Here is a 13,180-nt window from a genome sequence, read left to right as displayed (position 1 = left end):
TATGTCACAGCCTGTGTTACTAGTGTCAGATAAATCTATATCTTAAATTCGTATTATAACTCTTTCTTATAACTTTTTAATTAATCCTATTAATACAAATTGTAAAGGTAATCTCAAGTATAGTGCCCACTTAGGCACTTCTTTATCGCCTAAAGGTAATTCTTTACGTGCCATATAAATATTTGCTGGTAATACTGCTAATAAAAATAAATTCATACCTTTTTTCAACCATTCTGCTGGTCTTTTAATTAATAGCATCATACCAAAAAAGATTTCAAAAACTCCTGTAACAAGTACAGCAGTTTTTCGTAATGGTAAGTAATGTGGCACAATATTTCTAAACTGACGTTCATTTGTAAAATGTAAGACTCCTGCTGTGCCAAATGCTAAACCAAGCAAATATCTAAATAATTTCATTAATGTTCCACTCCCATTTCTTTTAAATAGCTTTTACCGAATTTTGGTAGTTCTACGTTGAAATTATCTGCTATTGTAGCACCAATTGAACTAAATGTCTCGTCACTTGATAATTCATGACCATGATTGATTTTAGGACTATACATTAATACTGGAATATACTCTCGCGTATGATCTGTCCCAGGTGCAATCGGGTCATTACCATGGTCAGCAGTAATGATGACCAAATCATCTTCATCCAAGTTTGCAATCAATTCAGGTAAACGATTATCAAAATCTTTGATTGCTTGTGCATAACCTTCTTTATCACGTCGGTGACCATATAAAGCATCAAAATCAACTAAATTTAAAAAGCTCATGCCATTAAATGCTTTTTGAGTAACATTTATCAATTGATCCATTCCGTCCATATTACTTTTAGTGCGAATCGCCTCTGTAACACCTTCCCCATCAAAAATGTCATTAATCTTTCCAATAGCGATAACATCGTAACCATTGTCTTTTAATTCATTCATAACCGTGTGTCCAAAAGGTTTCAATGCATAATCATGACGATTTGATGTTCTTGTAAAGTTACCTGGTTCTCCTACATATGGTCGGGCAATAACACGTCCAATTAAATATTTTGGATCCTTTGTTATCTCTCTTACCTTTTCACAAATATCATATAATTCTTCAAGCGGTATAATATCTTCATGTGCAGCAATTTGTAATACTGGGTCAGCACTTGTATAAACGATTAAATCACCCGTCTTCATTTGATGTTCACCAAGTTCATCAATGATTGCCGTACCAGAAGCAGGTTTATTCGCTACCACTTTACGTCCTGTCATCTCTTCAATTTGTTTAATCAATTCTTCTGGAAAACCATTAGGATAAACTTTAAATGGTTGCATGATATTCAAGCCCATCATTTCCCAATGTCCTGTCATAGTATCTTTACCGACAGATGCTTCACTTAACTTCGTATAAAAAGCCTCAGGATGATCTACTTTATGCACTACAGGCAAGTCAGTAATATTACCTAAGCCAAGTCGTTCTAAATTAGGTAATGATTCCTTAAATCCCTCTAATGTATGTTTAAGCGTGTGTGCACCTTCATCATTAAAGGCTGCTGCATCTGGTGCTTCTCCAATGCCTACTGAATCCATTACAATAAGATGTATACGTTTAAAAGGCGTTATCATTTTAACACTCCTACTCAGTAATAATTTTATGAATTAATGTTGGTTTATGACCTGTATCTTGAATGGCTATACTATCATAAAGTTTAGCCTTTACATCAAATATATCTGGCTGATTACTATAAATCGTTAATAATGGTTCACCCTCTTTGACAGTGTCTCCAACTTTTTTGTTTAATACTATACCGACTCCTAAATCGATTGTATCTTCTTTCGTCTGACGACCAGCATCTAACATCATTGATGCAATACCAATATCATTGGCAATCATCTCAGTTATTGTTCCTGTTTTCTGTGCTGGCAATTCTATTTTATATTGCGCTTGTGGTAATAATTCCGGGTGATCTACGATATGTGAATCGCCACCTTGGTTAGCAATAAACTGCTTGAATTTCGCTAATGCTGTTCCATCTTGAATTGCTTGTTTTAATTTTCGTCGCGCTTCTTCTAATGTATCAGCTTGCTGGCCTAAAACTACCATTTGAGAACCAAGCGTCAACACGAGTTCTGTTAAATCTTCAGGTCCGTGTCCATTCAATGTTTCAATAGCTTCTCGCAATTCTAAAGCATTACCAATTGCGTTGCCTAACGGTTGACTCATATCTGAAATGATAGCCATCGTCTTTCTGCCAACATGATTGCCGATGGATACCATGGCATGCGCAAGTTGTTCAGCATCTTCTAATGTTTTCATAAATGCACCGCTACCTGTTTTAACATCAAGCACAATTGCATCTGCACCTGCAGCAATTTTTTTACTCATTATCGAAGACGCGATTAATGGAATAGAGTTTACTGTCCCTGTCACATCTCTTAAAGCATATAGCTTTTTGTCTGCCGGCGTTAAGTTACCCGTTTGTCCAATTACAGCAACTCGATCTTCGTTGACCAATTTAATAAACTCATCTTCACTGATCTCAACATGAAACCCTTCAACTGATTCTAATTTATCAATTGTGCCGCCAGTATGACCTAAGCCACGCCCACTCATTTTTGCAACTGGCACACCAACTGCAGCCACAAGAGGTGCTAAAACAAGCGTTGTTGTATCGCCTACGCCACCTGTAGAATGTTTGTCAACTTTTACCCCATTAATTTGGGATAAATCAATCACATCACCAGAATGTACCATTGCTAGCGTTAACGCTGCACGTTCTTGTTCTGTCATATCTTGAAAAAAAATAGCCATTGCTAAACTTGCAGCTTGATAATCTGGAATATCTCCCTTTGTATAGCCCTCAATAAAAAAGTTAATCTCATCCGTTGTTAATTCTTTCCCATCGCGTTTCTTTTCTATAATATCGACCATTCTCATAGCCATATCCCCTTTCAATAAGCGACTAGTTTGCTTTTTTATGATAATGCGATTATGGCATTAGTAATCGGTGTTAGCCTCAAGACCTTCTATTATTTCAACACCCGCACTCGCTCCAATTCGAGTTGCACCAGCTTCAATCATTTTTTTGAAATCAGCTAAGTTTCGTACCCCACCTGAAGCTTTAACTTGTAACTCATTACCAACCGTTTGCTTCATCAATGCCACATCCTCTGCGGTGGCACCACCAGCAAAACCAGTAGATGTTTTAACAAAATCAGCACCAGCAGCTCGCGCAATCTCACAAGCTTTGACCTTTTCATCATCAGTTAATAATATTGTTTCAATGATAACTTTAACTAAAATCCCATTAGCTGCACCAACAACACCTTCAATATCTTTTTTCACATCATCATAACGCCCATCTTTTAATGCGCCAATATTGATAACCATGTCAATTTCAGAAGCACCATTTTTTATTGCATCTTCTGTTTCAAATGTTTTTGTTGCTGTAGTACTCGCACCTAATGGAAAGCCAACCACGGTACATACTAATACATCTGAATCTCGTAATTGTTCTGCCGCATACTTCACTTGAGTTGGATTTACACAAACTGATTTAAAGTGATATGTTTTAGCCTCTTTGATTAACTTATCAATTTGTGCCTTTGTTGATTCTGGTTTTAATAAGGTATGATCTATATATTTTGCATAATCCATTAAAACGCCCTCCTATAAATTGTTGTTTAATATTTGCGCCTACGATAAAGTTTTCGTAGCATGGTTTAAACTTTAAAAATAGGCATTTTGTCCTTCCCTTCTATAGTACAAAAATTCGCAAAAAAGTTAAACAAATGTTATCTTTATGTTAAGAATGAAAGTCGAGGAGAGATAACAAATGTCTAAAGGTACACCACATATTCAACCTAAAGAACATAAAATCGCCAAAACAGTACTTATGCCTGGCGATCCATTAAGAGCAAAATACATAGCAGAAAACTTCTTAGATAATGTAGTGCAATTTAATGAAGTAAGAAATATGTTTGGATATACAGGTACTTATAAAGGTAAAGAAATTTCTGTTATGGGATCTGGTATGGGGATTCCAAGTATAGGTATATATTCATATGAGTTGTACCATTTCTTCAATGTAGATACGATTATTCGTATTGGGTCTTGTGGCGCACTACAAGAAAATGTCAATTTATATGACATTATCATTGCACAAGCCGCTTCAACAAATTCTAATTATGTAGACCAATATCAAATTCCTGGTCACTTCGCACCAATTGCTGATTTTGACTTAATCACTAAAGCTAAACAGAAAGCAGACGAACTTGGTGCAGTTTCGCACGTTGGTAATATCTTATCGTCTGATACATTTTACAATGCGAACCCACACTTCAATGATCAATGGAAAAGAATGGGTATTTTAGGTATCGAAATGGAGTCAGCAGCTTTATACCTTAATGCAACTTATGCTGGTAAAAAAGCTTTAGGTATTTTTACAGTAAGCGACCATATTATCAAACAAGAAGAAACAACTGCGGAAGAAAGACAAAATTCATTTACACAAATGATGGAAGTCGCATTAGAAATTGCAGAATAAAAAAAGCCTTGATATTGTAATTACACTAGTAAAATCACATGTGTAATACAATATCAAGGTTTATTATATGGTTAAATTTATTTACTTAAATAAGATTTAAACATCCAGTTATGTTTATCTACTGAAGTTTGCATGCCGATAAACATATCTTCTGATACGTCATCTTCAGCTTCTCCAGCCACTTGAATAGCTTGTTCAAGTTGTTGTGAAATATTTGTTAAATCTTTAGAAAATGCTTCGACCATTTCTTCTGCAGAATAATTTAAACCTGCTTCTTCAACAATCGACATATCTAAACATTCTTTTAACGTTCCTACAGGATGACCGCCTACCGCTAAAATACGTTCAGCTAAATCATCAACATATTGACTTGCTTCATTATATAATTCTTCAAATTTAACATGCAATGAAAAGAAATTTGGTCCTTTAACATACCAGTGGAAATTGTGTAATTTAGTATAAGCCACCGTCCAGTTTGCAACTTGTTGATTTAATTCTTTTACTACATCTTGTTGATTTGCCATATTATTCATCGCTCCTTTTAACTTATATCATCGTAATGATGTTATCATTATATTATAATAATTCTAATCTGTAAAGCAAAATAACACTCTTATTTATAATTATTATAAACAAATTGAAGATTTATTCATATACCTAACCTTTGAATAAGCTTATTTTCAGCTATATGTTATTCTTATTATCCCTTAATTGAAAATCATTTTCAATTAATCAACTTTACATGTTGATTATCATCTAGGAAAAACGACTTTTCATAAGATGTTGGTCGATGCCATTTTGTTTTCCACATTTTATCCCTATTATTCGCAAAAAGATGATAGCCACAATCTCTAAGTGGTTTTGGAACCAATTTTAGTAATATCCCTAACCATTTAAACGTTGTTAATGATGTAATTAACGTCGCTATTGCAGTCGAATGATACTCAAGATGATGGCCTTCTTGCAGAATAACACTATTTTGATGCTGTGCTTCTGGATGTTGTTTGAATAAATGTTGCCCTATCTCACCTTGAAGCGTAGCAAATTGATATTTTTTAGATAAACCATGTTGTATTAACCATATTGCGTAATTATAGCAATATACACAGTTTCCATCATAATAAATAATTGGCATAAATTCACATCCTTACTTTTATTATTACTATTTCCTCTTCGGTTGCAAGCTAAACAACTTAAAACACATTTAAGAAACAGGCAAAATCAATTATTGCAGTTTAAGAGCCACACTACTTTGTCATAGTGTGGCTCCATTTATTTCAATATTTTGTATTGTAAGGCTTATTCCATAAAGGAATAGCTTTATCTTATTTTTACTGTCACTACTTAAAATATTTTCAAAAGGTTATATCATGAACAAGACTACTTTATTTATCTTGTTTTACTTTAACAATGCGTGTATATTTTAAAAATTGAGCTGAATATTTCTCTTTAATTACATCAATATCATCATAAGTAATACCAATAATATGCCAATTAGGATTAAAATGATAAAATGAATCTTTCTGGCGTGACCATATAATCATTTGTCCATCTTTATTATATCGTGGCAATGTCACTTCATAGCCTTCCAACACATTGATATACGTTTGAAAAATATCTGGATCAACACGGTTAAAATTATCAATGACTAAATAACTTTTATCGTTTTTAGGCATTAAATGTGTAATAAATCCTTCACGATAATATAATGCACCTGCTTCATTTGGTAAGTATTTACCATACAACATTTCTTCAGAAAAATCAGGGTGTCCAGTTGTTATGACTGGATTAGCATTGGTCTTATCTAATAATTCATTTGCTGCTTTTAATCCTTCGTCATGTTGCCCTACAACAAGTAAGATAAATGGTTTAAGCGCTTCATCTTTAGTTTGTTCGCTATGTACAGGTTGATTAATCGTCTCAAATGGCTTATTTACACCATCATTTTTGCTCATATCAATAATGGCATCATATTGAGTTTGAGACATACTAGCAATTGCCTGTTTCGTATTTTCTTGTAAAAAATATAAATTCTTTAACTTTGGATGTTTATTTAATTGGCTTAATGTCACTGGTGTTATATTTTTATCATAGCGCACTTCGATTGCGGTGCTATTCGTTCTACCAGGTATGGGTGGCTTTTCATGAATATGCTTAGTCACTTCTCCAATACCAATGACAGCTTGATTTTTATTTCTATTATAAAATACTAGGTTGTCACCAACTTCTAATTGATTATAAAAATGGTAACCATTTCGTTTAATACCATTATAGGTATGTGTATATATTGTATAAATTTCCCCAGGTTCAAACGCTTCTGACTCAGCTAAAAAGAAATAGCGTGGTAATTTTTCTTGGCCTTGTCCTAAGGCGACAATAAGATCAAATTCCTCTTTAGTTAGTTGATTAAATAAAGTTTCTTTCATATTATTCATTCTATAATCTAATGCTTCACTGCGTTTTAAAAAGTCAATCGTTAATGGTTTTAGTAGCTCATCAAATCGAAAAGTGACTCGAATTTTATTTTGAGCGCCTGTTTGAACGCTAGTGATTTCACCTAATCCTAATAAACCAGTATCTGTTTGAACTTGGTAAAATATCACTTTGTCGCCAATTTCTGCTTTTTTAAATGCTCTAAAACCTTGAGAAGGATTAAATTGAGCTCCTGATTCAAATAATGTCGTTTGTCCAATTAATGGTTCATTATGATTCCATCTTGTATAGCCACAATTTAGCCAAAAGTAATTTACTGCTTCAGTCATTATGAAACTCCTAACCCTAATTATTCATTGTGAGAAAAAATAACTTTCTCTTATGATTTCTTTTCATTTTATCATACTTCACGTAAAAATCTTGTGTAATTTCATAAAAATTAGCAATTAGATATAACATAAAATTCAATACCATATTTTAAAAAAGAGAAAATCACTAGCCTATATGCTTATGACTTTCTCTTATAATATTTTCTACTTAGATGTAGTATTCATCATCTAATTGCTATTTGGTTCCTATTATTGCTGAACACCCACAATACTTGCTAGAAGCGGCATTAAATTTATCATTACACCCCCTAATGATAACAATCCACTTGTTTTATGATCTTTTAATGTTAATATTGCACTGATGACACCTATCAACGCAATAAATTGAGGAATAAGTCGTGTAGGATAATGTGGCAGATTAAAAAAGATACCTGCACCAGCAATAACACCACAAACTAATGAAATGTATAAAAATTGCTTCAAATTTATACCTCCCAATATTCAAGAAACAGACTAATTTCTTTATAGATAGCTAATAATCAATGTGAAATCCCCTTCAAATACACTATCTAAATCTTCTGAAGTCAATATAAAATGGCTTCCTTTTTGAATTCTATAAATTTCTCCATCAGTAATCATCTGGCCTTCACCGTCAAGTACCGATACTAGACAAAATTCTCTCGGCTTCATGTAGTTTAAAGTACCTGAAATTTCCCATTTTACCATTGTAAAGAAATCACTGGATACAATATGTGAACATTTATGATTCTCTATAATTTCACTTTCAGGCACTAATTTCGGTACTTCAATTCCGTATTCTATAACATCCAAGGCCCTATTTATATTAAGAAAAGGCGTTGTTTGATTAGGACGATGACGTTTAAAATCATATATTCTATACGATATATCTGAATTTTGCATCGTTTCATAGGCTAACACGCCAGCGCTAATTGAGTGTAATGTACCTGCAGGAATAAAATAGAATTCACCAGCTTGCACAGGAACACGTTTTAATATACTTTCCACTTGTTGTTCTTCTATAGCCTGTGCCATTTCTGCTCGTGATTGTGCCGTCGTACCTAAGACAATCTCAGCCTGTTCAGCTGCTTCAATAATATATAAACATTCAGATTTACCATATTGTCCATTTTCATGTTCATATGCATATGAATCTCCCGGGTGCACATGAATAGATAACGGGGCCGTTGCATCAACTATTTTACATAATAATGGGAATTCTTTACTGGGAAAATCACCAAATAATTCTCGATGCTCTGTCCATACTTGGTCTAATGTTTGACCAGCATATTGTCCATTTAAGATTTTACTTTTACCATTTGAGTGAGCTGAGATACACCAACATTCACCTATTGGTTTGTCTGGTAGGTGATAACCGAATGATTCGAGTTTATCACCACCCCAAATCTTTTCGTGAAATATTGGCTCTAAAAATAGTGGCATCATAGCCCCCCTCTTCAAAATTTATGTCTATTATAAAAGCTAATTTAGCCATTTAAAGTTCAAATTTATTATCGTTACTTAAGTTTATAATAACATAGCTAACTTAACACTAGTGATTGTATCACATTTGACAGTAATTGCGTTATTTACAATATTGCAAGCGCTTTACTTTTTCATGCAAAATACAATATAAATGCAAAATGTAATCATGCTTTTATAAAAAAAGAAGCTGGTATCATGAGTGAATATATGACCAGCTTCTTATTATTTGATTTAACTTGTTAATTATTTCTGTCTATAGCTAGCTAACGCTTCGGTAATCGATTTATCACCTGCAATAATTTGAAATTCTTGATTCATATATTGATTACTTGTCGATACTTCGTTAAGCACGCGCGCAACATCTTCTCTAGGAATAGCATTTTTACCTTCAAAATATAAACCTGCATCAATCTGTCCTGTGCCAGCATCATTGGTCAACACACCAGGATGGACGATTGTATAGTTTAGACCTGATGCTCTTAAGTAATGATCTGCATAATGCTTAGCTATAGTATATGGCTTTAAATCACCCGAAGCATCGAATGCTTGACGACGTGAATCATATGTTGAGACCATTACATAATGATTTATTTTTGCTTCTTTACTAGCAATCATTGTTTTTATTGCACCGTCTAAGTCGACAATAATGGTTTTATCTGCTCCTGTACTACCACCACTACCTACTGAGAAAATGATAGTATCAAATTGTTTAAACGTTTGTATTAACGTATCAATATCATCTTTTTCAACATCAATTTGTATTGCTTGAATTCCTTCATCTTGTAATTTAGAAACTTGTTCTTCTTTTCGAACACCGGCTGTAAAATCTTCATTTTGTGCTTTAAATTGTTTAACTAGTTGACTACCAACGCCACCGTTTGCACCAATTAATAAAATAGCCATAATAACGTCCTCCTTTTGAAATGCTAATTTGTATTTTACCACTTACATTTAACTGGCAAACATTAACTTTCTTGAATGAGTTGACCAAACAATGAGAAAAAGTTATATTAATATATGAACATATATTCATAAATACAGAAAGGATATGACTCATATGCCATCACATCGTTCTGATTTCGATACGCTTACTCGTGTAACCCAAATTTTTAAAGCATTAAGTGATATAAATCGTATTCGAATTATGGAATTACTTCAAGAAGGTGAAGCAAGTGTTGGCCATATTTCACATACGCTAAATATGAGCCAATCTAATGTTTCTCATCAATTAAAATTGTTGAAGCAAACTCATCTTGTTAAGGCCAAGCGAGCTGGTCAATCTATGATTTATTCTCTTGATGACCAACATGTCGCTACGTTGTTAAAACAAGCCATTCATCATGCAAATCATCCAAAAGAAGGTGGATCTTATCATGACTAATCACACACATCAACATCATCATGACCATGTCCACGGTCATGTACACACAAATAACAAAAAAGTATTACTTATTTCGTTTTTAATCATTGGCTCATTTATGTTGATTGAAATTATCGGAGGTTATCTCGCTAATAGCTTAGCTTTGCTCTCAGATGGAATCCATATGTTCAGTGATACCGTCTCACTAGGCATAGCACTTATTGCTTTTATCTATGCAGAAAAAAATGCTACAACATCAAAAACCTTTGGCTATAAACGTTTTGAAGTGTTAGCGGCATTATTTAATGGTGTAACTCTATTTATTATAAGTGCACTCATTATTATAGAAGCAATTAAACGTTTCTTCGCACCACCAGAAGTACAGTCAACTGAAATGTTTGTTATCAGTGTAATGGGATTACTTGTTAATATCATTGTCGCAGCAATTATGTTTAAAAGTGGTGATACGCATCATAATTTAAATATGCGTGGTGCCTTTATTCATGTGCTTGGTGATTTACTGGGCTCATTAGGTGCTATCGTTGCTGCTATCCTAATATGGTTATTTGATTTTACACTGGCTGATCCTATAGCAAGTATTATTGTTTCACTATTAATTTTAAAAAGTGCTTTCGGCATTACCAAATCATCGCTTAATATCTTGATGGAAGGAACACCAACAGATGTTGATTTAGAAGCAATAATTCAAACTATTACACAACATGGTCAAGTTCAAAATGTTCACGATTATCATGTTTGGACGATTTCAAATGATATGAATGCATTGAGCTGCCATGCCGTAGTAAGTGAAGCCCTTACTGTAGAGCAATGTGAATTACTACTCGAACGTATCGAACATGACTTATCACATTTAAATGTTCATCACATGACCATACAGTTAGAAACACCTAAACATAAACATGACACGTCCACATTATGTACAGGACTTCATCATTCACATGCTCACGTACACCAGCATTAAATTGAAAAGCTATCGTATCCTTTCTTTACTAGGAACTACGATAGCTTTATTTTTTAAAGAAATTTATCAAATATTAATTGTTTTGCTGGAACATGCTTTTCACTAAATCCTAAAAGAAATTCTTCATTATCATAAGGTAATTTGATTCTTTCCACCGAGAATTCACTATCAGTAATTGTCAGAATGCCATATACGGCATAAGCACCATTATTAAGACCAACAGAGCCTGGATTAAAGTACAGTTTCTTCTTATCATCAAATAAATGTAACGTATGATTATGTCCAAAAACAATCACATCAGCATCTTTATCTTGGAAAAGCGTTGACATATTTTGTGCACTTGGTTCAACTATAGGACTAAAAGGTTGTCCATCGATTGTAGTATTTAATTTACTATTATCAATTTCATAATGAATAAATAGCATTTTTTTACCACAGATGGTTTGTTCAATAAATCGTGGAAGCTGATTTAATACCTCATGATATTCTTCGTCAAGATGACTTTCAATCCACTGATGATGTTCATAAAATTTATCTTTTAAGTCTTCCGGATAAGGTGTGCCATTAACTATTGACATCACCGCTTCATCATGATTGCCTGCAATCATCTCCATGTCTTCACGTTCAAAGATGCTGTCTAATACTTTGTTTGTCTCGTGACCAATTCCAATATTGTCACCTAAGTTTATAATTTTATCAACATCTTCTCTACGATCAATATCATCCAAAACAGTTTCTAGCGCATCATAATTTCCATGCACATCGGTTATAATTGCAATTTTCATGATGATATCTCCTTTCATTAGTTCATTTATTAGCATATTCTAACACTTAATGTCATAATATGTTAGATATTCATTTAAAATTTTTTCGAATTTTGATATTGTATTTATATTAACGTAAAGGAGTGCTTCATTTTGTTTAAATTTCATAAATTAGCAATCAAAAATACAAAGTCACATTGGTTGTTAACATTTGTTTTTGCAATGATCAATGTGTTAATTCTCTTTGTGCTTTGTCAATTTCTTCCAAAACTATATCTAAGTAAAGTTAGTAATGACATGCAAGAGACTTTGATACAAAAAGGTAATGTTGATCCTCAACAATTACAGGAGCAATTACAGACGATTAATATCATTGTTTTGGTTGTTATAGCGATTATATTCCTTCTTGTTGGATATCAACTACTAGCTGGTTCTATTAATGTCATATCAAAATCTATTAAAAAGCAAAAATTTGGCTTTTCAGATTTACTTGTTTCATTTAAAGGTGGCAAATACATTTCTAGTATTTTACTCGGTATCATCAGTTTAATACTATATATCGCTTTAACTTGGATACATGCATTTCTTTTAAAATATCTCTTCAAAATTGTTGGAGAATTAATTAAACCTTTAGAAATTCAGAGTCAAAATACGTTATTGATTATTCAAATTGTAACATTTGTTTTTGTTTCATTTATTATTTCAATTCTATTGTGGATTGTATTAATACCTATGATAAACAGTACTGTACAATTTACTCAAGACCGTAATAAAACAGCTATTGCCTCATTAGAAGACGGTTTTAAAGGAATTGCGAATGGACAAAAAACGTGGTTTAAATTTTTTGTAGGTGTGTTATTGATTAACTTAATCGCACTCATCATATCACTTATATCATCGTTGGATATCTATTTATTACAAAATATGTCACAAACACTGGCTTATAACATTCATATTGCTATAATCATACTAGTGGCAATTATCACTATTATAATACATTACTTAAATACTTTAGGTGTTGTTCAATACTTTATTCGCAACGGAGAACCAGTCAATGTGTCTCAAAGTAAAAAGGATAAAAAAAGTAGCAAAAAGCACAAATCCGAATCATTAAATTCACAAGATGATAATGATTTAGCTTCTAATAATACAACATCTACAGAAACACGCACGACTAAACCAACTGACGAACAAATACACACATCGATTGATGAACGTCAAAAATAAAATACAGGCTGGGACATAAAGCCCTAAAAAAACAGCAGTAAGATCATTTTCAATTAG

The 13,180-nt window shown here is 33.0% G+C and carries 15 protein-coding genes; 4 read left to right on the top strand and 11 right to left on the bottom strand.

All coding sequences use genetic code 11. The features are described 5' to 3' along the window. Positions 1-66: 66 nt before the first annotated feature. Genes HMPREF2597_RS00610 through deoC form a run of 4 tightly spaced genes read right to left on the bottom strand, consistent with a single transcriptional unit; the run spans position 67 to position 3,636 of the window. The gene (locus HMPREF2597_RS00610) at positions 67-417 is read right to left on the bottom strand and encodes a DoxX family protein (protein ID WP_002461269.1); all 351 of its coding nucleotides are present in this window, start codon (positions 415-417) and stop codon (positions 67-69) included. Then, the gene (gene deoB / locus HMPREF2597_RS00605) at positions 417-1,604 is read right to left on the bottom strand and encodes a phosphopentomutase (protein WP_002461270.1); all 1,188 of its coding nucleotides are present in this window, start codon (positions 1,602-1,604) and stop codon (positions 417-419) included. Before deoB ends, HMPREF2597_RS00610 begins: the two co-directional genes overlap by 1 nt. Positions 1,605-1,614: 10 nt before the next feature. Continuing rightward, positions 1,615-2,916 carry a pyrimidine-nucleoside phosphorylase gene (locus tag HMPREF2597_RS00600; RefSeq protein WP_070817107.1) on the bottom strand — a complete coding sequence of 434 codons (1,302 nt, stop codon included), beginning with the start codon at positions 2,914-2,916 and terminating at the stop codon, positions 1,615-1,617. A 60-nt stretch (positions 2,917-2,976) separates the two neighbouring features. Further along, on the bottom strand, positions 2,977-3,636 hold the full coding sequence (gene deoC, locus HMPREF2597_RS00595) for a deoxyribose-phosphate aldolase (protein WP_002478941.1): 660 nt from the start codon (positions 3,634-3,636) through the stop codon (positions 2,977-2,979). A 178-nt stretch (positions 3,637-3,814) separates the two neighbouring features. On the opposite strand from deoC, the gene deoD reads away from it, so the two are divergent. Continuing rightward, positions 3,815-4,525 (top strand): purine-nucleoside phosphorylase, encoded by a 711-nt coding sequence (gene deoD / locus HMPREF2597_RS00590; protein ID WP_002461274.1) that lies wholly within the window; start codon positions 3,815-3,817, stop codon positions 4,523-4,525. 77 nt (positions 4,526-4,602) lie between these two features. Here the strand turns inward: deoD and HMPREF2597_RS00585 are convergent, their stop codons facing one another. From HMPREF2597_RS00585 to HMPREF2597_RS00560, 6 genes are all read right to left on the bottom strand, one after another. Next, positions 4,603-5,049, bottom strand: coding sequence for a Dps family protein (locus tag HMPREF2597_RS00585; protein WP_002478940.1), 447 nt, complete (start codon positions 5,047-5,049; stop codon positions 4,603-4,605). 200 nt (positions 5,050-5,249) lie between these two features. Further along, complete coding sequence (locus HMPREF2597_RS00580) at positions 5,250-5,660, bottom strand: thiol-disulfide oxidoreductase DCC family protein (protein ID WP_002478939.1); 411 nt, start codon at positions 5,658-5,660, stop codon at positions 5,250-5,252. Between the two features lie 250 nt (positions 5,661-5,910). Continuing rightward, positions 5,911-7,287, bottom strand: a complete 1,377-nt coding sequence (locus HMPREF2597_RS00575; RefSeq protein ID WP_002478938.1) for an EVE domain-containing protein — start codon at positions 7,285-7,287, stop codon at positions 5,911-5,913. A gap of 249 nt (positions 7,288-7,536) precedes the next feature. Next, on the bottom strand, positions 7,537-7,770 hold the full coding sequence (locus HMPREF2597_RS00570; RefSeq protein ID WP_002478937.1) for a hypothetical protein: 234 nt from the start codon (positions 7,768-7,770) through the stop codon (positions 7,537-7,539). Between the two features lie 39 nt (positions 7,771-7,809). Then, positions 7,810-8,748 carry a type I phosphomannose isomerase catalytic subunit gene (locus HMPREF2597_RS00565; RefSeq protein WP_002478936.1) on the bottom strand — a complete coding sequence of 313 codons (939 nt, stop codon included), beginning with the start codon at positions 8,746-8,748 and terminating at the stop codon, positions 7,810-7,812. Between the two features lie 285 nt (positions 8,749-9,033). Next, the gene (locus tag HMPREF2597_RS00560; protein ID WP_002492363.1) at positions 9,034-9,693 is read right to left on the bottom strand and encodes an SDR family oxidoreductase; all 660 of its coding nucleotides are present in this window, start codon (positions 9,691-9,693) and stop codon (positions 9,034-9,036) included. Positions 9,694-9,847: 154 nt separating this feature from the next. Between HMPREF2597_RS00560 and HMPREF2597_RS00555 the strand changes: the two genes are divergently transcribed. Further along, positions 9,848-10,171: an ArsR/SmtB family transcription factor gene (locus HMPREF2597_RS00555; protein WP_002461285.1), complete on the top strand. Its 324-nt coding sequence runs from the start codon at positions 9,848-9,850 to the stop codon at positions 10,169-10,171. Continuing rightward, a complete protein-coding gene (gene czrB / locus HMPREF2597_RS00550) occupies positions 10,164-11,132 on the top strand; it encodes a CDF family zinc efflux transporter CzrB (protein ID WP_002461286.1) in 969 nt (322 codons plus the stop codon). The genes HMPREF2597_RS00555 and czrB overlap by 8 nt, the downstream gene beginning before the upstream one ends. A gap of 53 nt (positions 11,133-11,185) precedes the next feature. Here the strand turns inward: czrB and HMPREF2597_RS00545 are convergent, their stop codons facing one another. Then, the gene (locus tag HMPREF2597_RS00545) at positions 11,186-11,917 is read right to left on the bottom strand and encodes a metallophosphoesterase family protein (RefSeq protein ID WP_002478934.1); all 732 of its coding nucleotides are present in this window, start codon (positions 11,915-11,917) and stop codon (positions 11,186-11,188) included. 132 nt (positions 11,918-12,049) lie between these two features. On the opposite strand from HMPREF2597_RS00545, the gene HMPREF2597_RS00540 reads away from it, so the two are divergent. Further along, positions 12,050-13,123, top strand: coding sequence for a hypothetical protein (locus HMPREF2597_RS00540; protein ID WP_002478933.1), 1,074 nt, complete (start codon positions 12,050-12,052; stop codon positions 13,121-13,123). The last annotated feature ends 57 nt before the right edge of the window (positions 13,124-13,180 follow it).

This window comes from Staphylococcus sp. HMSC063A07 (assembly GCF_001836955.1).
Classification (GTDB): Bacteria; Bacillota; Bacilli; order Staphylococcales; family Staphylococcaceae; genus Staphylococcus; species Staphylococcus lugdunensis.
The sequence above is the reverse complement of the archived record's forward strand: the minus strand, read 5'-3'. Positions and strand labels throughout refer to the sequence as shown.